Source organism: Corynebacterium sp. 122RC1, assembly GCF_024580955.1.
GTDB classification, from domain to species: Bacteria; Actinomycetota; Actinomycetes; order Mycobacteriales; family Mycobacteriaceae; genus Corynebacterium; species Corynebacterium kozikiae.
The window spans coordinates 69211-91807 of record NZ_JANIKD010000003.1 but is presented as its reverse complement, the minus strand read 5'-3'; the positions used below and the strand labels follow the sequence as shown (position 1 = coordinate 91807).

The 22597-nt window shown below is 58.2% G+C and carries 18 protein-coding genes, 1 tRNA gene and 1 riboswitch; of the genes, 13 read left to right on the top strand and 6 right to left on the bottom strand.

What is annotated here, in order from left to right; translation table 11 throughout:
* Nucleotides 1-363 precede the first annotated feature (363 nt).
* The 5 genes from NQ050_RS02270 to NQ050_RS02250 all read left to right on the top strand — a co-directional run bounded on the left by NQ050_RS02270 (nt 364) and on the right by NQ050_RS02250 (nt 9051).
* Nucleotides 364-3540, top strand: coding sequence for a DEAD/DEAH box helicase (locus NQ050_RS02270; protein ID WP_257037641.1), 3177 nt, complete (start codon nt 364-366; stop codon nt 3538-3540).
* A gap of 21 nt (nt 3541-3561) precedes the next feature.
* Complete coding sequence (locus tag NQ050_RS02265) at nt 3562-4410, top strand: SWIM zinc finger family protein (RefSeq protein ID WP_257037640.1); 849 nt, start codon at nt 3562-3564, stop codon at nt 4408-4410.
* Between the two features lie 91 nt (nt 4411-4501).
* Nucleotides 4502-5797 (top strand): DNA repair exonuclease, encoded by a 1296-nt coding sequence (locus NQ050_RS02260; protein WP_257037639.1) that lies wholly within the window; start codon nt 4502-4504, stop codon nt 5795-5797.
* Between the two features lie 5 nt (nt 5798-5802).
* Nucleotides 5803-8469, top strand: coding sequence for an AAA family ATPase (locus NQ050_RS02255; protein ID WP_257037638.1), 2667 nt, complete (start codon nt 5803-5805; stop codon nt 8467-8469).
* A 15-nt stretch (nt 8470-8484) separates the two neighbouring features.
* Nucleotides 8485-9051: a dihydrofolate reductase family protein gene (locus NQ050_RS02250; RefSeq protein WP_257037637.1), complete on the top strand. Its 567-nt coding sequence runs from the start codon at nt 8485-8487 to the stop codon at nt 9049-9051.
* 69 nt (nt 9052-9120) lie between these two features.
* Here the strand turns inward: NQ050_RS02250 and NQ050_RS02245 are convergent, their stop codons facing one another.
* Nucleotides 9121-9660, bottom strand: coding sequence for a YceI family protein (locus NQ050_RS02245; protein WP_257037636.1), 540 nt, complete (start codon nt 9658-9660; stop codon nt 9121-9123).
* A 382-nt stretch (nt 9661-10042) separates the two neighbouring features.
* On the opposite strand from NQ050_RS02245, the gene NQ050_RS02240 reads away from it, so the two are divergent.
* Entirely contained in the window at nt 10043-10588 is a 546-nt protein-coding gene (locus tag NQ050_RS02240) for a MarR family winged helix-turn-helix transcriptional regulator (RefSeq protein ID WP_257037635.1), read from the top strand.
* 167 nt (nt 10589-10755) lie between these two features.
* Nucleotides 10756-10968 carry a PspC domain-containing protein gene (locus NQ050_RS02235; RefSeq protein WP_257037749.1) on the top strand — a complete coding sequence of 71 codons (213 nt, stop codon included), beginning with the start codon at nt 10756-10758 and terminating at the stop codon, nt 10966-10968.
* Here NQ050_RS02235 and NQ050_RS02230 read toward each other — a convergent pair.
* The gene (locus NQ050_RS02230) at nt 10965-11714 is read right to left on the bottom strand and encodes a nicotinamide mononucleotide transporter family protein (protein ID WP_257037634.1); all 750 of its coding nucleotides are present in this window, start codon (nt 11712-11714) and stop codon (nt 10965-10967) included. The genes NQ050_RS02235 and NQ050_RS02230 overlap by 4 nt on opposite strands.
* Before the next feature lie 192 nt (nt 11715-11906).
* Nucleotides 11907-12061: riboswitch (FMN riboswitch) on the bottom strand.
* A gap of 522 nt (nt 12062-12583) precedes the next feature.
* Here NQ050_RS02230 and NQ050_RS02225 point away from each other — a divergent pair.
* The 5 genes from NQ050_RS02225 to NQ050_RS02205 all read left to right on the top strand — a co-directional run bounded on the left by NQ050_RS02225 (nt 12584) and on the right by NQ050_RS02205 (nt 16692).
* The gene (locus tag NQ050_RS02225) at nt 12584-13567 is read left to right on the top strand and encodes a mannose/fructose/sorbose PTS transporter subunit IIA (protein ID WP_257037633.1); all 984 of its coding nucleotides are present in this window, start codon (nt 12584-12586) and stop codon (nt 13565-13567) included.
* Nucleotides 13567-14373 carry a PTS mannose/fructose/sorbose transporter subunit IIC gene (locus NQ050_RS02220; protein ID WP_257037632.1) on the top strand — a complete coding sequence of 269 codons (807 nt, stop codon included), beginning with the start codon at nt 13567-13569 and terminating at the stop codon, nt 14371-14373. The genes NQ050_RS02225 and NQ050_RS02220 overlap by 1 nt, the downstream gene beginning before the upstream one ends.
* Before the next feature lie 13 nt (nt 14374-14386).
* The gene (locus tag NQ050_RS02215; protein WP_257037631.1) at nt 14387-15262 is read left to right on the top strand and encodes a PTS system mannose/fructose/sorbose family transporter subunit IID; all 876 of its coding nucleotides are present in this window, start codon (nt 14387-14389) and stop codon (nt 15260-15262) included.
* A gap of 190 nt (nt 15263-15452) precedes the next feature.
* Nucleotides 15453-16235, top strand: coding sequence for an HAD-IIB family hydrolase (locus NQ050_RS02210; protein ID WP_257037630.1), 783 nt, complete (start codon nt 15453-15455; stop codon nt 16233-16235).
* Between the two features lie 34 nt (nt 16236-16269).
* Nucleotides 16270-16692 (top strand): hypothetical protein, encoded by a 423-nt coding sequence (locus tag NQ050_RS02205; protein ID WP_257037629.1) that lies wholly within the window; start codon nt 16270-16272, stop codon nt 16690-16692.
* Between the two features lie 131 nt (nt 16693-16823).
* On the opposite strand, the gene NQ050_RS02200 is transcribed toward NQ050_RS02205, so the two are convergent.
* The 4 genes from NQ050_RS02200 to NQ050_RS02185 form a co-directional block, all read right to left on the bottom strand.
* Nucleotides 16824-16896 (bottom strand) — tRNA-Arg (locus NQ050_RS02200).
* 82 nt (nt 16897-16978) lie between these two features.
* Nucleotides 16979-17605, bottom strand: coding sequence for an LUD domain-containing protein (locus NQ050_RS02195; protein WP_257037628.1), 627 nt, complete (start codon nt 17603-17605; stop codon nt 16979-16981).
* Nucleotides 17606-17619: 14 nt separating this feature from the next.
* The gene (locus tag NQ050_RS02190; protein WP_257037627.1) at nt 17620-19146 is read right to left on the bottom strand and encodes a LutB/LldF family L-lactate oxidation iron-sulfur protein; all 1527 of its coding nucleotides are present in this window, start codon (nt 19144-19146) and stop codon (nt 17620-17622) included.
* Nucleotides 19143-19928: a (Fe-S)-binding protein gene (locus NQ050_RS02185; protein WP_257037626.1), complete on the bottom strand. Its 786-nt coding sequence runs from the start codon at nt 19926-19928 to the stop codon at nt 19143-19145. The genes NQ050_RS02190 and NQ050_RS02185 overlap by 4 nt, the downstream gene beginning before the upstream one ends.
* Nucleotides 19929-20861: 933 nt before the next feature.
* On the opposite strand from NQ050_RS02185, the gene NQ050_RS02180 reads away from it, so the two are divergent.
* Nucleotides 20862-22514, top strand: a complete 1653-nt coding sequence (locus NQ050_RS02180; protein ID WP_257037625.1) for an L-lactate permease — start codon at nt 20862-20864, stop codon at nt 22512-22514.
* Nucleotides 22515-22597 lie beyond the last annotated feature (83 nt).

The following is a 22597-nucleotide window of genomic DNA, read 5'->3' as shown; positions in this document are numbered from 1 at the left end:
AGGGACAGATGAGGGTCACTTCAGGAAAGTGAAATAGACATATTGCCCTAGGACCCCACCATAGAGGGCAAAAATGAATAGAAGCAATGCTCAGCCGTACCGAGGGGTGCCTGGAATAAAACCCAAAGGCGAATAAAACCCAATTCCACTCGAATAACTACCGCCGCTCGCGAAATGCAAAACGGAACATAAAATCCAATTCAGCAAGGGTTCAAAATGCCGAGCGTGATGAATTCGGGTGCGTCGGGCCAAACAATTGTTGCTGCGCTCTTGAGTGGGCGTTGCGGCAGGCAGGAGAGTATCATTGTTCAGATTGCGTACTTGCCGCCGAGAAGGCGTAACGACGTGCACAAGGAGGTTACGGTGGCAGATCCTAGGGCCGCTCAACAAGGCACCCCTGCGTTCCTCCTGCATGGCCTCTGGCTCCAGGAATCTGGGCTTCACCTGTGGATTGAGCAGGTGGAGGGGCACAAGATCATGGTGCCGGAAAACGTTGACCTCTCCGTGTTTCCAGACGCCGTTCGCGGACTTCTCGAGGGCAAACGATTTGCCCACCTGATTCCGGTCACCCTCCTCACACCGAAAGGCCGCAGAGTACAACTGAAAATCCCCACCGCCGCCTACACCCCAGAGCAAGCGGTGCGGGTTCTGGCCACCCTGTCTACCATCGGCCCCACCACGGCAAGCCGCGAGCAGATTGCCACCCTCGCCCCAGATGTTGTGTGGCTTGCCAGAATGTACCAGGGCCTAGACCAATTTGTGCGCGCCGGGCGCCTTACATTCAAGGTAGGCTACGCGGACCGGCAATGGTGGCCCACCTGGCAACTAGCCGCGGGACTCGCTGAGCGGGGCTGGATCGCCCAAATGAGTGCCGCAGCACCTGGGGTGATTATCGCAAACGGTGGGTCAGCCGTTGCTCAATCCATCGCCCAAGAACTCCCACACTGGATCGCCAACGCCCACCTGCGCTTGACCGCCGATGCCGCCCGGCCGATGCCGTGGCACGACTTCGTCGGCTCACTTCTGCGCAGCACACCAATGCGCCGCGGCAGCGCCAGTTTGGTGTCCGCCCTCAACAAGTGGCGCAACAGCGTACAAAGCGTGAATTTCACGCTGGTTTTCTCCGTGGAGGAAGCCTCCGGCGAAGTACTTGAAGCCAACGAGGACGCAGACATCACCACCGCCATCTGGCCCGTGCGCGTGCAAGTACGCGCCGGGTCTGATGCTCCCATGGCGATGGCGGATGCCTTGCAGGACAAACTGGTTGCCCAGCGCCTGGAAGAAATGCATGGGCAGGCAGTGGCAAGCGTGCCAATGCTGAACCCAAACCGGGAGATGGGCAGTGAATACGCCATGGACTTGGCGTTTGCCCGTGCGGCTGAGCACGCAAGTACATGGGACGCTTACCTCACCACCGATGAGCTAATGCAGTTCATTAGCCAAGACGTGGAGGTGCTGCGCAAACAGGGCTTTACCGTAATGCTGCCCAAGGCCTGGGATGTGAAGGAAACCAAGGCCAAGCTGCACGTAGAGGACCCTGCGGAATCTGCGGTGGAACCAAAGCTCGGCCTGGACCAGATTGTTGATTTCCGCTGGGAAATCTCGGTGGGGGACACCACCTTGACCCCCGATGAAATGACTGACCTGGTGCGCTCAAAGTCCGGATTGATCCTGCTGCGCGGCAAGTGGGTGATGGCGGATGCGCAGTCCTTGCGCAGGGCAACCAAGTACATGACTGAGCTTGCCAAGCATTCAAAAAAGCGGCGCAAGGCCGAGATTGAAAAACTTGAGGCGGAGCTCGAGCTCGCCCGCGCAGCCACCCCTGAGAATCAGGCGGAAATCGCCGCGCTTGAAGCCGAGCTTGCCAGACTGAAGGAGGCCTACGAGCAGGACTTCACCGACCCCGGCGCGATCACCCTCGGCGAGCTGCGCCAATTGGCCATGGAGTCTTCAGACCCCGAGGTGGTGGAGTACACCGGATCAAAATGGCACCAGGCGCTCATAGGGGGCCTGCAAGCCACGGACTTGCCGGCGCCCGTGCGGGTGGAGATACCACCGCAGGTGCATGCTGAGCTGCGCGAATACCAGCGCCGCGGTGTGGATTGGCTGTACTGGATGGCGCAAAACCATGTGGGTGCCGTGCTGGCAGATGACATGGGCCTTGGCAAGACCCTTCAGCTCCTCGCGCTGGAGGCAGTGGAGCGTTTTTCCCCCGCTCGCGATGAGGGCGTTCGGGCCTTGGGGGCGTCGGAAAGCGGGCCTTTGCCCACCCTGATTGTGGCGCCGACCTCCGTGGTGGAGAACTGGCGGCGCGAGGCGCAGAAGTTTGTGCCGGAGCTGAAGGTGATGGTGCACCATGGATCTTCTCGCGCGAAGGGTGAGGAGCTGGTGCGCGCCGTGCATGAGGTGGACCTGGTGATCAGCAGCTATGGCACCGTGCTGCGTGATTCAGCAGTGCTCGCGGGCGTGCACTTTCGCCGGGTGGTGCTCGATGAAGCACAGAGAATTAAGAATGCTTCAAATAAGGAAAGTAAAGCGGTGCGCAGTTTGCCCAGCGATCACCGGGTGGCACTCACGGGCACTCCGGTGGAAAACCGCTTGACGGAGATGCGATCCATCCTCGACTTTTGCAACCCCGGCGTGTTGGGTTCCGCGAGCTTTTTCCGTAACCACTTTGCCCGCGCGATCGAGCGCTATCAGGATGAGGTGCGCATTGAGCAACTCAAGACCCTCACCGCGCCGCTGATCTTGCGCAGGCTGAAAACAGATCCAGCGATCATTAGCGACCTGCCGGAGAAAACGGAAAACATCATTACGGTGCCGATGACCAAGGAACAGGCGGCGCTCTATAAGGCGTATGTCGAGCAGCTCAAGAAGCAACTCGAAGAGGCGCCTACCCAGGGGCGGCGTGCGCTGGTGTTGGCCTCGCTGACCAGGATCAAGCAAATCTGCAACCACCCTGCGCACTTTCTTGGGGACGACTCACCAATCCTCATCAAAGGCCGCCACCGCTCCGGCAAAATGCAAGAGCTCATGAATTTGTTGGATCAGGCTGTGGAATCCGGGCGAAAAGTGCTGATCTTTACCCAATACGCTGCCTTTGGCAACATGCTGCAGCCATTCCTCAGCGAATACTTTGGCGAGCACATCCCGTTTCTCTACGGCGCAATCAGCAAGAAGGATCGCGACAAGATGGTGCAAAATTTTCAGCGTGACGACGGCCCCAAGGCGATGCTGCTCAGCCTCAGAGCGGGCGGCACGGGGCTCAACCTCACTCAGGCATCCGTGGTGGTGCACATGGACCGCTGGTGGAACCCCGCCGTGGAAAACCAGGCCACCGACCGCGCGTACCGCATTGGCCAGCGCCAAGACGTCACCGTGTACAAAATGATCACCGCCGGGACCATCGAGGAATCAATCCAGGACATCATCGATGGCAAAACCAAGCTGGCAAGCACAATTGTGGGAGATGGCGAAGGCTGGCTCACTGAGCTCAGCGTGGAAGAGCTTTCGATGTTGCTGAGCTATAGGGGGCAGTAATGGTGTTTTTTGGAGGTCAACATGACTGAGCGGAAGCGCCCGCGCGGGGTGCACAAAGACAACGTGATCTACTACAACTTCGGCGCGAAACGGGACGTCGAAGACCTTGGAGCGGATGACGTTGTGGTGCTCGGTGGGGCGATGGATCGCACCTCAGCGCGCACGCTCACGCCCCAGTTGCCCGAGATCCTGCGAACCTATCCGCTGGAGATTACCGACGGTGGCCGGGTCCGCCGCGGGCGTGAGTACTACCGTGACGCGATGGTGGTGGCCTTCGACGTGCGCGAGGGCGTGCTCGTCGCGGAAGTTGCGGGTAGCCAAAATGAGCCTTTCACCGTGACCATTTCCTTCCCGTACCGTAGCCCCGAGCGCCTTGGCCAGATTGGGCAAATGTTGGCTGATTCCCCGGTGAAGCTGCGTAAAATGCAAGAGGGGGAATTCACCGAGGACGTGCTTGAACTGCTGGTGAAGCAGGAACACGAGGCGTTTGGTCTGCGCTGCGACTGCCCGGATTCTCAGTACTGCTGCAAGCACCTGGTGGCGGTGTTCCTTAAGGCTGCTGACTACTTCTTTGCGCACCCCATGGCTATTTTTGAGCTCCGGGGCCTGAACTTTATTGAGCTGCAGCAACAGGCGCTGCGGATTGGCCAGCAGCGTGGCGTGGAAAACGCCCAAGGCAGTGAGGACTTGTTCTGGCGCGGTAAGCCGCTGCCGGACCTTCCCAATCCCGCGGTTGCCCCGGCTCTGGATGACTCTGACCTCAACTTGCTTCACAAGGCTCTTGCAGAGGTGAGCTTTGCAACGGTGGACACGCTGCGCGCCGTATCCGAGCTGGAGGATCTCTACTACGAGCTGACGCATTTGGAGTGATGTGGGCTTCCAACGACGTTTCGAACATTTGTTTGGTTTGTTGGGTTGAGGTGGCGAGCATGTGTCCGGGGCTCATGATAGGAAAGCAACTATGAACATTCGGTTCCTGCATACATCAGACTTCCAGCTCGGGATGACCCGCTGGTTTTTGAGCGGCGAGGATGAAGGCGCGCAGGAGCGCTTTGCCTCAGACCGCCTCGCCGCTGTTCGCCGCCTGGGTGAGATAGCGAAAGAGCGAGACTGTGCGTTCATTGTGGTTGCCGGTGACGTGTTTGAACACAACTCGCTCGCCCCAAAAACTACCGGGCGTGCTCTCGAGGTTCTCAGGCAATTGCCGGTGCCGGTGTACTTGATGAGCGGAAACCATGACCCACTTACTGCAGACTCCGTGTTTTATCGCGCCCAGGAGATCGAGGGAGTGCATGTGCTGGCTGACAGCACCCCGGTCCAGGTGGAGACGGCACCTCATGTTGAGCTCGTCGGGGCACCGCTGCTTTCCAAGGTACCGAGCGAGGACCTCGTGGCGGCCTCGCTCCGGCACCTTGAGCCGGCGGAAAACACCATTAGGATCGCCGTAGGCCACGGTGCGGTGGAAGGATTCGGGGATACCACGAACACCGCCCTCATTGACCTCAATGCTGTGGAAGAGCGCATCGCGGAAGGTGTTATTGACTACCTTGCATTGGGAGATACCCACTCCACGCAAGCCCTGGGGACCAGCGGCAAGGTGTGGTACTCCGGTTCGCCGGAAACCACGGACTTCCACAAACTCGGGGAAGGAGGCCGCGGTGAGTTTGCGTCCGGGAACGCACTGGTAGTGGAGATTGAAAAGCGCGTTGGCGGCGTTCACGGAAGCAGCACTGTCTCCGTTGAGGTGGTGCCAGTGGGGAAGTGGACTTTTGAGTCCATCGTGGCGGAGGTTAATCACTTCAACGATGTTGAAGACTTCCTACAACAGCTCCGAGACTACAAATTCAAAGAGACCACGGTAGTGAAGTACGCACTCATCGGTTCATTGGACCTGCGCTCAATGAGGCATCTCCAAGAAGGGATTGAGGAACTCCGTCCGGTGTTCGCGGCTCTATACGAACGCCAGCGTCTCATGGATTTGATGATCGAACCCGGCGAGGAAGAACTCGAAGAATTCGGTCTCAGTGGATTCGCCGCAACCACCCTCGAGCAACTTCGAGAACTGGCGCGGACCGGAAACGGCAATGAAATGATTGGGCGGGTTGACGCGAAGGGGGCAGAAACTGCAAAAGATGCAATCAACCTGCTCTTTAGGCTCAGCAGTGGGCTTGATTACGGCATAAGTTCGGAAACACGGGGCGTAGGCGGTGTTGTAGGCGGAGGCGCGAGCGTTAGCGCCCAGAAGGCGGGGAGGTAAGAGCCATGATTTTGCGCAGTATTAGCATTGCCCACTTCCGAGTAATCGAACACTTGGAGATCAACAACATCCCAAGCACCGGCTTGGTGATGATCTCCGGCCCAAATGAGCAAGGCAAATCCACCATCATGGAGGCGATCCACCACGTTCTCCACACTCCATTTGCCAGCAGCAAGAAAGAGATTCGTGCCACCCAGCCATACGGGAAAGATGTAGGTCCTGAGGTGACGCTCACCCTCGAAATCGGACCATACTGCCTCAGCATCCATAAGCGCTGGCTCAAGTCCAAGATTCATGAACTCACCATTGAAGCTCCAGTATCTGAACGCGGCGTGCTCACAGGCACCAATGCCGACCAGCGGCTGGCAGAAATCATTGGCACTCACATGGACAGCGACCTCAGTGAGGCGCTGTTTATGCGCCAAGGCGAGGCCGCACCCGCAATTGAAGCCGCTGGTATTCCCGCATTAACCACCGTACTTTCCGCCGAGGGTGAGCAAGGAAATAGCCTGGAAACCGAAGCCTTGACCGAGCTTGAGAAACGAGTTCAGAAGGAATACAGCAATTACTTCTCCGCCACGGGCAAACCCTCAGGGGACCTTCTCAAAGCCCGAAACGCCGTGGCTGATGGTGAAGAAGCGGTCAATCAAGCTCGGCAATACCACGAGAATGTGCAGCACAATGTTGCACAGGTTGAACAAGCAATCGCTGACCAAGAACTTGCGCAAGCGAAGATCCCCGAAATCGAGCAGGCCCAACGCGAGATTCAGCAGGAGATCGAGCTGGCAGAAAAACTCCACCACAGCGTTTCCCTGGCGCAATCCCGCTGGGAATCTGCTTCTCACCAGCAAGAACGTGCAGCTCGTGTTTTGGAGGACCGAAACGCAGCACAAGCGCAGGTGGAAAAAGCCTTGGCCAAAGCGCAGCAAATGCTGGCTGGCATTGATGGTCTAGCGGAAAAGGCTCAAGCTGAAGAGCAAGCCGTGGAAGCGGCGAGGGAAAAACAAAGCCGCCTTCTGGCCCGTGAAGAGCAGTTGCAGCAGAAGCTGGATGGATTAAGGACCCAGCAGCGAAAGGTGCTTCAACGCGACGAACTTGCTCGCTTGCTTCAGGAAGAAGAGGAAATTGGGGCCCTCACCGCATCGATTCGGAAACTGAAGGCCGTACCAGAAATCGCGGGCGCAACCTTGGCGGAGGTAGAAGAAGCGCAAACTGAGCTCAAGGCATTGGAGGCAGTTGCCAAAAGCGCCGCTGCCAGCCTTCACCTGGAGCTGGGTGACGGCAGCGAAACACTGGAGATAAGTCTTGACGGTGCCGCAACCCAGGTCGATGCAGATGGAGTGAAAATACCGGTCGTCGAGGACATCACTGTTGAACACGCAGGGCTGCGAGCAATCTTCAAAGCAGGAGAAAGTACTCGGGATCGAGCGGAGGCCGTCACACGTGCCCGGGCACGCCTTGAGCGCCTGCTGGAGCAGAGCCAAGTGGACACGCTGGAACAACTCAAAGAAAAGCACGCAGCTTGGGTAGAGGCTTCTCACCAGCTCAAGAACACCCAAAGTAGCCTGAACCAATTGCTTGCCGGACGCAGCCAGGAGGAAGTGAAGTTCGGCATAGCCGCGCTCCGGGACGCGTTGGAAGGGGAAGGTCTGGAAAAAGAAGATAACCAACCCGATCTGGGTGCGGATCGAGGCGTGGAGGAGCTGGTAGCGGAGATTTCCAGTGTAGAGGCCCAGCTCGGGGAAACCCGTGTGGAGTATCGTGGGGCATCCGCTGCGCTCGAACTTGCACTCAAAGGCGGGGCCCGCCTGGAGTTGCTTCCTGCACAGGCCCTTGCGAATGATGCCGAAGAACAGGCGCAACAACTGGCAAAGGACCTTGCTCAAAAGGAAGCAGAGCAGCCAACCGAAAAGCTCCAACAAGAACTCGAAGCTGCCAACAGTGCTCTCAACACAGCAACGGAAGAACTCCACGAAGCAAAAGCAAAGGCCCAAGGTCTTGACCTGGCGGCGTTGCGTGCTGAGGGCGATGCCATCGCACAGGAACTGGAGAACACCAAGATCCGTGAAGCTGAGGCCGGGGCGCGCCTCGATCAGCTTCAGAAAGACATCCGCAACAACGCGGGTGCCGCAGAGGCACTCATGCTGGCCGAAGAAAACCTCCACGCACTTCGCCGGCGTGCAGAAGCCGTGGAACGCCGAGCTGCAGCCGCGCACCTGCTCCACAGCACGTTGCGCAACAATCGAGACGAAGCCCGCAGGAAATACGCGGCACCCTACGTGCAGGAACTCAAGCGCCTGGCACGGGCCGTGTATGGCCACGAGGTGGAGTTCCAAGTGGATGATGCCCTCACCCTCCAAGAGCGCGAGGTAGGCCATATCCGCCTACCCCTCGATTCACTCTCCGGTGGTGCTAAAGAACAGCTGGCTGTGCTCAACCGTTTTGCAATTGCCAAACTCACAGCCCAGAGTCAAGTTCCGGTGTTCATCGATGACGCCCTTGGAGCCACTGACCAACGCCGTATCAGAAAAATGGCTGGCTTGTTTGAGGAAATAGCTGAACACACCCAAGTATTCGTGCTTACATGCGTGCCTGAGCGATATGACTCCATCCGGAGAAACCTGGACTTGGGGATTGAATCCCTGAAGCAAATAGGAAGCCGCCAGGAATAGGCCTAGGATTGTGCGATGCGTGAAATTATTGTGACGGCATTCATCTCCCTAGACGGAGTGATGGAAGCACCCGGCGGTGAACCCGGCTACCGCAACACCGGATGGACCACCCAAGTGGAGTTCCTCCCCGAGATGTATGAGATCAAAGGCCGCGAACAACAAGAAGCTGGTGCAATGCTCCTCGGGCGTCACAGTTACCAAGCCTTCGCACCAATCTGGCCCACCATGGAAGAATTTGCGGAATACAACGCCATGCCCCGCTACGTTGTATCCACCACCTTGGAAAAGCAAGACGCAGGCTGGCCCGCAACCATCCTGCGGAGCATCGATGAAGTGCGGGAGCTCAAAGAACACACTGAGGGCGGACCAATCCTGGTGCACGGTTCCGCAACACTGGGGAAAAGCCTTGCTGAAGCGGGCCTCGTGGACCGATACCACTTGCTCGTATTCCCTGTGCTTTTGGGGGCGGGCAAACGCCTGTTTACTGAGGCGGACCTCGCCGCCCAGTGGCTTGAGCTCGTAGAGCATGAGGCCTACCCCAACGGTGTGGTGAAATACGTCTACAACGTAGCCCGCCCATAAAAAAGAGAAGGTGGTGAATTGCTCACCACCTTCTCAGGGGAAGATTAGACCTGCTGAAGGGGGATCAGCTTAGCCCTGCTTCACAGCGGAGCCGTCAATCTCAATCTTGATCTCCTCAGACAGCAGCAGGCCGCCGGTCTTCAGAGGAGCATTAAAGTCAATACCGAAATCCTTGCGGTTGATCTTGGTGGAAGCCGCGAAGCCAAGGCGGGTCTGGCCGTAAGGATCCTCAGCAACGCCCAAGAACTCAACATTGAGGCGAACTGGCTTGGTCACACCCTTGATGGTGATGTTGCCCTCGACCTCGAACTCCTCCTGGCCCTGGAAGTCAAAGCCCTCGGCCTCGAAGTGGATCTCTGGGAACTGCTCAACAGAGAAGAAGTCATCGCCGCGAACGTGAGCATCACGGTCAGCGTTACCAGTGTTCAGGGAGTTGGCCTTGATGGTTGCAACAGCCTTGTTGTTGGCTGGGGCAGCACCATCGATGGTCACGGATGCGTCGAACTCGTCGAACTTGCCGCGTACCTTGGTCACAGCAGCGTGGCGAGTAACAAAGCCGATCTCGGAGTGTGCAGCGTCGAGAACGTAGGTACCGGTGAAGTCAGTCATGATTGCTCCTTAGAAGTCTGTTGATATTTCACGGACAACACCCCACGCCCAAGGCCCAAGGCCCGAGGCCCGAGACCCAAGGCCCAAGGTCCGCCGCGCAATGCGGCGGAAGCGGGAAGCAGTGGCTTGTTGCCGTGTCTACAAAACACAATACACCCTCATGGTGATGTGTCAACTATTTTGCTATATTTATTTTCATCACGGTATTTACCTGCAGCTTTCCGAGGCCTCACCGGTGTGTCGCGGAGAATGCTGGCCGCTAAAAACGCTCAGGATTCTGCCTGGCGCACATCTGATCGGTAGCACAGATGCTTTTGGAAAAATGGGTAACTACCTTGCAATAATGGACACTTCAACAGATTTGAAAGGTTGCGTGATCTCAATGACCGCATCTGTAGAGAACTCTCCTGCAGCCTCCTCCACCGAACCAAGGTGGCTCAACCCCGAAGAGCAGGATTTATGGCGCCTGTTGCTGCGCTCAATCCACCGCATCGACCGCAGCCTGGATGAGACGCTGCAGCAAGGGGAGGGCATTACTGCCTCGGAGTTCGCGGTGTTGGTGGCACTTTCCGAGCATCCGGAAAAGACGATGCGTCTCAAAGAGCTTTGCGCTCAATTGGAATGGGATCGTTCCCGCACCTCCCACCAGATCACCCGAATGGAACGCCGCGGGCTGGTGACTAAGGCTAAAGCTGAGCACGACGGCCGCGGGGTGCATGTGCAGCTTACCGACGAAGGGCAGAAGCGCATCGAGGCGGCAGCGCCTGGGCATGTGGAAGTGGTGCGAAAGGTCGTCTTTGACCACATGAGCGCTGAGGAATCTGAGGTGTTGCAGCAGTTTTTTCGCAAAGTGCTCGAAGTGAAGCTAGATGCAGTAACTGACTTTCAGAGCGCAGCCTGCGCCGAGCAAGCCTTCCCTGAGCGGTAGCGACGCTGGCTGCGTCGGTTAGCCCCGAATATCAGGGAATTTTTCAGGGACAACCCCGATGCGCGCCTCGCCCCTCGGCGCGCAAAATAGGTGGCATCAGCAACAATTCCACTGAGAAAGGGCTTCCCGTGAATACTTTTGCCGGCACCACCTATGACCGCGACGGCCTGCCAGTTGGCCAAAACACACCGTTCCTGCAGCGCAGGTTGCACCGCAGCACCACCGATTCAATGGTTGCCGGTGTACTTGGCGGATTTGCGGAAACCTACGGCTGGAACGTCACCTTGCTGCGTATCGCATTTTTGGCAAGCTTCCTGCTTCCTGGGCCGCAGGCGATTTTCTACTTTATTGCGTGGCTTGTGATGCCCCGCGGGATCTAGGATCCGGATGCCACCCTGGCCAACTGGCCAGGGTTTTCCTGTGCGGGCTCCTTCTGGCGCTGAACCCGAAGCCATACCATGAAGCCCCAGATCACAAACGCGGCGTACACGATGTACAGCGCTGCGGATGGGTAGTAGCCCGCGATGAGCAGCAATGGAACACCAACGATGTCCACACCAATCCACACCAACCAGAACTCGGTCCAGCCCCTGGCCATGCCGTAGGTGGCCAGGATGGAGCCGGTGAAAATCCAGGCATCGGCAACTGGGCCCCAGGAGCCGAGGGCGGAGAAGATCCATGAGAAGACGATGGTGCCGGTGATTGCGAAGGCGATCATGCCCGCACGCTGCTTGTTCGTTGCCCAGTGTGGTTGCACGGCCTCGGCGGTTTCGTGTGGCTCAGAGACGATGGAGCGGGATGGATCCAGCTCTTCGTGCTCTTTCAAACCTTGGCGCTTTGCGCGGGACCAGGTCCACCAGCCGTAAACGCTGACGATGATGAACATCACCTGGCGGCCGGCCTGCCCGTAGAGGTCGAGGTTTTGTGGAGTGTGGAAAAGTCCACCCATGAAAACGGTGAAGAGGAGCACGTTTCCGATGATGCCCACTGGCCACGCCCAGACAACGCGCTTCATACCGCCGATTGCGGAGGCAAGACCGAAGGCATTTCCAACGATCTCACGCCACAGAATGGGAACGCCGCCGATGTAGAGGGTGGCACCCAGAAAATCATTGAGAAGATTCACTTGAACAATCCTTTGTTGAGGGGTTTGCGGCACAATTTGTGCAGCAAACACGTGTTCACAAACAGTAAATCCCCAAGGCTGTTGGTTGAGTGGAACTCTAATGAGTACACGGACAATTGCGCAATCACGGTGCTTCCTGTGGGAACACAGGAAAGCGATTGTGCATCGCGTGATCTCGTTGAGTTCGCTATCAGCCGTCCTCTTTCATCCGGACTGTGACCGTCGGCTGTGGAATCTCACCACAATCTGCTTGACCCTCCCAACAGTTGGGAGGCGCTCGCGGGCTTGCCCAAGCAATGCTTGGTATCACCGCCGGTGGGGAATTTCGCCCCGCCCTGAGAACTGAACCCAAGCATAGTCCGATTGTCGCGCGAGGTGTCAAATTTCTTTCACGGCTGTATCGGGTCAATACCGTAGATGAAAGTTTGTGAACGAGGTTATTAAATTAATGCCCCCTTTTGGGGGTAAATTGTGATGTTTGTTGGGCCGTTGCCGTGAAGGTGACATAGATCACAAGCGGGGGTAGCTTGGTTTTTATCTATGTTCTTATAGTTATTACGTAAGCCTGCTCGCCTGCCAAAACGCTGGAAAATACCGAGTATTTTGGAAATTGTGCCTGACTGTGTTTGAAAATTCGCCGAACTGGAACGGAAGTCCGCGCGGTAGAACCTGACCTAAACGGGGGAACGAAAAAATGTGGGATTTGGGCCAGTGTGGGAACGGGCATGGTGAAGAAGCTTGTTCTGCCCCGTTTGAGGGGGGCGCACTGAGTCCAACTGAAGGCGGCGGACTGCACGATACGGGTCGGAGGCAGGCTGCCTGTTCGGTTGCTTATCCAAAAATTCCTGCTGACCAAAACGGAGAAGCACATGGTTTCTATCGTGATTGCTACACATGGTGAATCAGCACCAGCACTCCTTGCGTCCGCTGAAATGATCGTTGGCAAGGTGGAAAACGCTCACGCGATTACTTTCCTGCCAGGCCAAGGCCCAGATGATCTCCTCGATGCCTACGCCGCCGTTGTCCCTGACGGCGAAGAGGTTGTGTTCTTGGTGGACCTTTTCGGTGGTAGCCCCTACAACGCCGCTGCGCGCTTTGTTGCAGAACGCGAAAATGCGGACGTGGTATCTGGTGTGAACATTCCCATGCTTATGGAGGTATTCCAGGGCGCTAAGCGCTCTGGGGCCACCGTAGAGTCCCTCGTGAAAAAAGCCCTCAAAGCCGGGTCCACGGGCGTCCGCGCCTTTAAAGGTGGCAAGGCTCCGAAGCCAGCCGGTGAACAGCCTGCTGGTGACGTCGTTCCCGCTGCAGCTCCCGCAGGCGAGATTGATCCCAATTTCCCGCGTGACCCCAACGAGACCATGAACGTGGTCTTCCTGCGCATCGACTCCCGCCTCATCCATGGCCAGGTTGCTGGTTCCTGGGTGAATCACTGGGGGCCGCAAACCCTCATTGCCGCTTGCGACGCGGCGGCAAATGACAAGCTGCGCAAGCAATTGCTCCTGCAAGTGGGGCCTGCTTCAGCGCGCACCAACGTGCTTCCCGTGGACAAGGCTATCCGCGTGTACTTCAACCCCGAGTACAAGGGCATGAAGACCATGATCGTGGTGGAGAGCCCAATGGATGCGCTCAAGCTCATTGAAGCCGGCGTGAAGGTGAATGAAGTCAATGTTGGCGGTGTGACCTTCAAACAGGGTATGACCCTCATTACCGAGGCCGTTTCAGTAGACGACGAGCACGTTGCCGCCTACAAGGCCCTGGATGCCCTCGGCGTGAAGATGACCCTCCAGCAAGTTCCCAACAGCCAGCGCACTGACATGATGGGCAAGCTCAAAGAAAAAGGATTGGTGTAATGTCTACCACCCAATTTATCCTCGTCATCCTCGTGGCATTGGTTGCGGGTATGGCATCGGTGCTCGACGAGCGCCAGTTCCACCGCCCACTCGTGGCCTGTACTCTGATGGGCCTTGTGCTGGGCGACCTCGAAACCGGCATTATCCTCGGCGGTACGCTCGAACTCATCGCGCTCGGCTGGATGAACGTGGGCGCCGCAATGGCCCCAGACGCCGCCCTCGCCTCCACGATTGCCGCTGTGGTGGTGATCGTCGGTGAGCAACCCATCCAGACAGGTGTTGCTATCGCTGTTCCGCTGGCTGCGGCTGGTCAGGTGCTCACTATCTTTGTTCGTACTATCGCGGTGTTCTTCCAGCACCAAGCGGACAGGTTTGCCAAAGACGCCAACTTCAGAGGCGTGGAAATCATGCACTTCAGCGCGCTGCTTCTGCAGGGCCTGCGCGTGGCGGTTCCCACCGCGGCCGTTGCTGCGGCAGCCGGCACTGACCTAGTGGAAACTTGGCTCAACTCCATCCCAGAGGTGGTCTCCGTTGGTCTACAGATCGCCGGTGGCTTCATTGTGGTTGTTGGTTACGCCATGGTGATCAACATGATGAAGGCAAAGGCTCTCATGCCGTTCTTCTTCCTGGGCTTCGTAATCGCCGCCTTCATCCCAGACATGAACCTGGTGGGCCTGGGCATTATTGGTGCCTGCCTGGCAGTGATTTACGTCCAGCTCAACCCACGTTTCCACGACGCCATCAAGGCGCCAGGTGCTGCACAGCCAGTGCGTGTGGGTGCTAACTACGACAACGAACTCGAGTGAGGCAGGAACCATCATGACTACTCCTGAACCAATCAACCCAGGTGCAGACGTCCTGCCAAAGCGTGACGTCCCCGAATTGACCAAGCGCGACTACTGGTCCATCTACTGGCGCTCCACCTTCATGCTCGGCTCCTTCAACTTCGAGCGCATGCAGGCAATCGGTGTGGCAGTGACCATGATCCCCGCGATCAAGCGCTTCTACAACAAGGAGGAAGACCAGGCTGCTGCGTTGGGCCGCCACCTGGAGTTCTTCAACACTCAACCATGGGTAGCCTCCTCAATCTTCGGCGTGACCACCGCTATGGAGCGCCAGCGCGCAGCCGGTGAGGATATTTCAGAAGCCGACGTCACCAACGTGAAAGTGGGCCTCATGGGTCCCCTGGCCGGTGTGGGTGACCCGATCTTCTGGGGCACCGCGCGCCCTGTGCTTGCTGCGCTTGGTGCCTCGCTTGCCATCAACGGTAACCTGCTAGGCCCACTGCTGTTCTTCGTTGGCCTGAGCGTGCTGCGCATCGCTACCCGTTGGTACGGCTTCAAGGCCGGCTACCAGAAGGGTATTGAGGTGGTTTCTGAGGTTGGCGGCCATACGCTGCAGCGCCTCACGCAGATCGCGTCCATCATGGGTCTGTTTGTGATGGGCTCCCTGGTGAGCAAGTGGACCAGTATCAATATCCCATTCGTGCTCACCGAGTACACCAACCAAGAGGGTGAGACGGTGGTCACCACCATGCAGGACACCCTGGATGCCCTCCTGCCTGGCCTCGTTGCACTGGGCCTGACGTTCCTCTGCATGTGGCTTCTGCGCAAGAAGGTCAATGCAATCTGGATCATCTTCGGCATGTTCGCCGTGGGTATTCTTGGCTACTGGGCAGGTATCCTCGCCCCTTAAGCGATCCAATCACTTCCGCCGCACCTTCAAGCGGCACAGCATAGGCCGCGGTGCACCAGCAATAATCTGGGACCGCGGCCTGCGTCTTGAGAAGGTAACTATTGGCAAGTGGCCCGCAGTCCAGTCCGTGTAATCGCATTTGCCTGTTCACTGCTGTAAAGCCTGCGCACCAACACCTTAGGGAACAATTATGAAAAAACTCGCAAGCATTGACCTCGACGGCACACTGTTCTTCAATCGCAAAGTGGCACCTGGAACCAAAGAAGCCTTGGAGGAATGGCGGAGCCGCGGGAACATCGCGGTGTGCAACACCGGCAAATCCATTGAGGCTACCAAGTTGGCCATTGAACAAGAGGCGTTGCCCTTTGATTACTACGTCCTCTACACCGGTGCCGTGGTAACTGACAAGGACTTTTCGCCGATCATCGCGGACACCATCCCAACATCGGTGGTACGTGAGGTGTTGGGTGAGTTCGGTGCGCGCAAGGGTGTGGCGATATTTGCCACCACCTTGGATAGCCCCGACGTGCAACTGGCAAATAACATTTCCAGCGAGGGGGCAACGGATCTGATTTTGGATTTTGTGCCATTGGATGTGGCGGACCTGGACAAGCACCAGTTCGTGGGCGTCCCATTGTGGGTGGACCTGCCCGAGCCCGAGTTTGTGCAGGTGGAGCAGTGGCTACGGGAGAATGTTGGTTGCGCGGTAGAGGTACATCGCAACCAGAACTTCCTAGACCTGGTGCCACACGGCGCCAACAAGGGAACTGGCTTGACTCACCTGCGCGAACTCGTGGAACAAGAACTCGGAGAAACCGTGGAAGTGCACACCCTCGGCGATTCCTGGAATGACCTGGATATGCACAAGGTGGCTGACGTCTCCGTGAGCTTCCCACATGCACCCGCCGAGGTGCAGCAGGCTGTGGATGTGGTCACCGAATCCGCCGTAGAATACCTGCGTACGCAGGGCTAGGAATAGGGCTAGGAATAGGGCTAGGAACAGAAAAATGTCTACATCTTCTTCACACAACGGCAATGCTCGCCCGAGTTTCAAAGAAACGTTTATCGCGGTGGGGCAGCAGACGCTCTCCAAGGACCGCCAGGATTACGTACATTCAGTTGGTGTACTGGTGACAGCCCTCATGGTCCTAGCTGGGTTGCTGTACCTCTGGACGCCCGCCGCTGCCGTGGTTGCACTCGTGTGCGCCCTGATTTTGCTTTGGGGGCGCTGGGTGATCCGCCGCCAGGTGCTGCAGGACATGAGCCAAATGCACCAGGCCCGGGAGACGGTAGAAACCCAAAGCCCGGAAAATGCCGAGGAATATCGCCAGTTCATCCGGCTCCGAGGCGCACAAATGCTCCGAGACAACAAAGCGCTCACTCCACACGCAAAGCAGGAGATCAAGGCACTGCTTCAGTGGGCAGGCTAAGGGAGAATCCGCTACCGACGTCACCAGGTTCAAGTTCACAAGGTAGGACGCCCCGGAGTGAAAGCAGCGGGTCAGGGCATTGAGTGGGGCACTGTAGAAATACAAAACACCGCCGTAAGGCGGTGTTTTTGTGTCCCCGACACGATTCGAACGTGCGACCTTTGGTACCGGAAACCAATGCTCTATCCACTGAGCTACGGAGACTTGGATTGCGGATTGCAACCTGGCTCATATTAGCACCCAGCAGGTGTGGCTGACCAAACCTGCTGGGAGTAGAGTTTCTCGGTTAATCCACGATCACACAGATTAGGGTGCGGGGGCCGTGAACGCCCTCCACGCGGTTGAGCTCGATGTCTGAGGTGGCCGATGGTCCGGAGATCATGGTGTTTGGCAGCTCGTGGCTGAGCTTTGCCACCATCTCAGGGACGCCGTACACCACGTTTTCCATGCGCACGATGCAGACGTGGCAGTCGGGTACGAGCGTGAGGGCGCGGCGGCCGCAGAGGTCGCCGGACTCCAGGCAGATCGTGCCCGTTTGGGCACTTGCCACGTGGGAATCCGTGACCACGGCATCAACATCATTGAGGGTGCGTGGGTCCACGGAGGTGGAGTCCGCCTCGGCGGTGCCGGAAAAACCCTCGAAGAGCGCGGGGTCGAGACCTGGCGCAAAGCGGATGTCTTTGGCGCCGCGCTCGTTGAGCACCTCCAGGATTGTCTTTCCCAGGTCCTCTGCTGAGCTGCGGACTACCTGCGCCTTGTAGTCCACAAGGCGGTCAATCAGCAATTCACGCAACTCGTCTGCGGGCAGGTCGGTGTGTTGGATGTAGTCCCTTGAGGTCTCCACACGCTCGGGGGCGTGTGCCAAAGCGTTGGCGTTGCGGATGCGCTCAAGAATCTCTGTTTTTGCGTCCATGTTTGGCACTTCCTTTACTTCGCCTGCTCGCCGTTGGTGCCTGCTTGCTTGCGCGCGTCGTCAAGCAATGCCTGGGCCTCTTCGGAGTTGAACCACTGGCGGAAGGACTTCTTTGGTGGCACGGCGGTGTCGCGGACGTTGGTCCAGCCGGCCAAGAAGCTTGGCATGTGGGTGATCTTGTGGTTGGTGCCACCCAAGATGCGGCCCATGAAGACCATCTTGGTGAGGGTGTTCCACAGCGTGGCGTTGCCCCAAGCGAGCTGCATCGCGCCCATGAGGCCGGCTTCGATCTTGGGCTTGTCCGTCTCGATCTTCTGGTGGCGCAGCTCGAGGAGGATGTCGGTGAACGGGATCTTCACCGGGCACACCTCATTGCAGCGTCCGCAAAGCGAGGAGGCGTACGGAAGGTAGGCGGAAGGATCGTGCTTGTCCTTGATGCCTGTGAGCTGTGGGGTGAGGATTGCACCGATTGGGCCGGGGTAGGTGGAGCCGTATGCGTGGCCGCCTGCGCGCTCGTACACCGGGCAGACGTTGAGGCAAGCGGAGCAGCGGATGCACTTGAGTGCCTCGCGGCCAAGTTCGTTTGCCAGCACCGCAGTGCGGCCGTTGTCTACCAGCACGATGTGGAAGTTCTGGGGGCCATCGCCTTCCGTCACACCGGTCCACGTGGAAACGTACGGTGCCTGGCGCTCGCCAGTGGAGGAGCGTGGCAGAAGCTGCAGGAACACCTCAAGGTCCTGGTAGGTGGGCAGGATCTTCTCGATGCCCATCACGGAGATCAGGGTGTCGGGGAGGGTGAGGCACATGCGGCCGTTGCCCTCGGATTCCATAATGGCCACGGTGCCGGTTTCGGCGATGCCGAAGTTCGCGCCGGAGATAGCCACCTTGGCCTTCATGAACTGTTCGCGCAGGAACATGCGGGAGGCTTCGGCGAGGTCGGCTGGCTCCGTGGTCAGGGACTCGTCGGTGTTGGGCATCTCGCGGATGAAGATGTCGCGGATCTCCGCGCGGTTGCGGTGAATTGCAGGAACCAGGATGTGGGAAGGGCGGTCGTGGCCAAGCTGCACAATGAGCTCAGCCAAGTCCGTCTCCTGGGCAGAAATACCTTCCTTGCGCAGGTGCTCGTTCAGGCCGATCTCCATGGTTGCCATGGACTTGATCTTCACCACGTGCTCTTCGCCGGTCTCCTTGACCAGGCCGGCAATGATGGAGCAGGCCTCTTCCGCATCGCGGGCCCAGTGGACATGGCCACCGCGGGCGGTCACTGCCTGCTCAAACTGCACCAGCAGCTCGTCTAGGCGGGCGCCCACATCCTGCTTGATCTGAGAACCGGACTCACGCAGTGCTTCCCAATCCTCGATTTCTGCAGTGACGCGCAGGCGCTTGTCACGGATCGTGGTGGTTGCCTTGGTGAGGTTGCGGCGCTGGGTGGCGTTGTTCAGGCCATCATTCGCGGCTTTGACAAAGTTCTCGCCGAGGCGCAGCTCGGAGCTATCCGAGGCGCGAGGCGGCATGGTTGGGGTACCAAGGTGGACGCTCACAGCATGAACTCCTTCGAGTAAGCAGCCGAGGTTGGGGTCCATGGGTGCTCCTTGGTGGAGGCCAGGATCTCGGCGATGTGGATAGCGCGGATGCCTACGTGCTGGCGCGAAAGCGAGCCAGCGATGTTCATCAGGCAGGAAGAATCGCCGCCGGTGACAAATTCAGCACCGGTGGATTCAATGTTGCGGCATTTATCAGACACCATTGCAGCGGAGGTTGCGGCGTTCTTCAGGGAGAAGGTGCCGCCGAAGCCACAGCACTCTTCCTTGTTTGGAAGGTCAATGAGCTGCAGGCCTTCCACATTCTCAAGCAGGCGGTACGGGCGGTCGCCGAGCTTGATGAAGCGCAGACCGTGGCAGGAAGGGTGATAGGTGACCTTGTGTGGGAAGAAGGCGCCCACGTTTTCTACGCCGGCAACGTCGATCAGGAACTCGGGCAGGTCCAGTGACTTCTTCGCCGCTGTGCGGGCACCGTCGCGCAAAGCAGGGGAGCCGTAGCGCTCCGCGATGTGCTCGTGTTGCTCGCGAACAGCACCGATGCAGGAGCCTGATGGGGCAACAACATAGTCAATCGAGGAATCTGAAAACGCCTCAACATAATTTTCAATCAGTGGCACGGCTTCTTTTTGGTAGCCGGTGTTCACGTGCATTTGGCCACAGCAAGTTTGGGCTTCTGGGAAGACCACTTCATAGCCAAGGCGAGAAAGCACGAGGGCAGTTGCCTTGGAGGCATCGGGGAACATTGCATCACCGATGCAGGTGGAAAAGAGCGCAACTTTCATTATGGGTGGGGCTCCTTCTTAGTCCGTTGGGAAAATGGGTAAACGGCAAATAAATCCGTCACGCAAATTTCCCTCGTAGGGTGCGCGGCAGGTGCTTTGCCTTTCTGCTGCCATACTACCGGTTCGAACCAGTGTGTTGCGCCGCAAAAACCGGCCACTACCTGCGGCAATTACAAAACATTAATGTTGTGGAAATGCTCATGGGGGACGGCGGAGAAAGGGTATTCAACGGTTCGGGTAAGCGCCCTCATCGAAGCGTTGCGGCGCTATGCAGCGCAGATGCAGCCCGTAGCGGGAAATGGGGTGAATCCATCCAGAAAATTGCACACTATGGGGCATTGCCGACGTCCCCGTGAATTGCCTTCCGCCGTTGTATAAAATCTCACACCTGTATTTGGGAACGGGAAAGCAAAATCCAAAGGCGTGACCAAAATAACCTTTTTCGTGTGTGAAAACTGCGTGCAACGGGTTGCGGCGATTCCCGATTAGGTGTCCTGCCAGCAGATTTGCTTTCCATGCTGGATGGAATGTGGAACCCAAATAGTGGGCCCGCCCGAGGTATCAACGTGGTTCTATCCCAGCGAAAAGCCCAAAATGTGGGATTGGGCACAATTGTGCAATGTTGTGAGTTAAAAGACAGCGCGTAGGCTACCAAGTGCATTGGAGGAGCGGAACATCCACCCCAATCGACCTCCCAGAGATTCTGAAATCCTCAGATTGGAAAGAGGTCAGCCCCAAAGGTCACCCCAAAGGCCAGAACACGGAGTGCATTTCCGCTCGGGAAAGTGCGCTTGATCGTTCCACCGAAACACGCCCTGGAGCGCTGTGAATTGGGGTCTTGGCTGCGTCGAAACGCACCGTCAAGCCCCGCGCACGCGCAGCACACCGGCTGGTTTTGAGGGGGACGCTGTGGGCGCCTGTGAAAGGAGACGCATGTTTACCGCGGTAACCAACGCAGTAGGGGGAAGTCTGGGCTTAAGTGCCGCCACAGCAATCGTGCCGCTGCTGGCGTTCTTTGTGTTCCTGATGGTGCTCAAGTGGCCGGCGCATTGGTCGGCGCTGGCAAGCACCGTTGTTGCACTGCTCTCCGCGATCTTCCTGTTTGGGATGCCCGCGGAGCTGAGCCTGATGGCATTTGTGCAGGGCGCCGCCTTTGGTCTCTTCCCGATTGTGTACATCATTTGGATGGCGGTGTGGATTTACGATCTCACAGTAGCTACCGGCCGTTTTGATGATTTGCGCGCGGTGTTTTCCAAGATCGGCCGCGGTGACATGCGCGTGCAAGCCATGTTGATCGGCTTCGCATTCGGCGGCCTCCTGGAGGCCCTTGCGGGATTTGGCGCCCCGATCGCGATTGTGGCCGCCATGTTGGTGGCGATTGGCCTCAAGCCCATCAAGGCTGTGCTCGTGACCTTTGTTGCGAACTGTTCTCCAGTGGCATTCGGTGCGATGGGCATCCCTGTTGCTACCGGCGGCTTGCTGGCGGAGATCCCAGGTGAACAGGTTGCCGCGATGGCCGGGCGCCAGGTGTCTCTGGTGGCGCTGATCGTGCCGTTCATCTTGGCCTTCATCATGGACGGTGTCCGTGGTATGCGCCAGACGTGGCCAATGGCGCTGCTGCTGGGCGTGAGCTTTGGTGGTGGGCAGTTCATCGCCTCCAATTACTTCTCCTTTGTGCTCACGGACGTGGTTGCCTGCCTTATTTCCCTCGCGGTGGGTGTGGCGTTCCTGCGCGTATGGAAGCCGGTCACCCCGCAGGAGATGGCCTCGGAGATCGACCCTGCAACCATTGTTCTCAGCGGCAAGCAGACCGGCCTCGCGCTGTTCCCGTACCTGCTCATCGTGGTGGTCTTCTCCATCACGAGCCTGTGGCGCCTTGGTGTGGACATCCCCGCCGCGCTCAAAGCCACCGACATCCGCGTGGAATGGCCGGTCACCCACGGTGCCGTGGTGAACGCCGAAGGCGAACCCGTGACCAACACCATCTTTAACTTCAACTGGTTGTCCACGCCTGGCACGATCCTCATGATCTGCGGCCTGATCACCCTGTGCGTCTACGTGTTCACCGGCAAGAACAGCAAGTACGCGATCAGCTTTGCCGAGGGCATCGGCCACCTGGGCAAGGGCGCGTACAAGATGCGTTTCTCCGCGCTCACCATCGCCGCGGTGATGGGTCTGGCCTATGTGATGAATCTTTCCGGACAGACCGCTTCCATCGGCGCGTTCCTGGCAGCAACCGGGGCGATCTTCCCGTTACTTTCCCCAGTCCTTGGCTGGTTGGGCACATGGGTCACAGGGTCCGCGACATCCGCAAACGCCCTGTTTGCCCAGATGCAGGCCACCACCGCAGGTCAGGTGGGCGTGAGCCCAACGCTGCTGGTTGGTGCGAACACCGCCGGTGCCACCCTTGGCAAGATGATGAGCCCGCAAACCCTGGCCATTGCCGCCAACGCCACCGGGATGCAAAACGGCGAGCGCGTGATCATGTCCGAGGTATGGAAATACTCCCTGGGCCTGCTGTTGTACCTCTGCATCCTGGTGTACCTGCAGTCCACGCCGGTCCTCGGCTGGATGGTAGTGGGCTAAAACCAGCAGCGGTGCCGACGCCGCCAGCGCCCCAAGGGGGCACGGCGCTCGCGCGGCGGTGCGGCATGCAGGTGCAGGGGTCC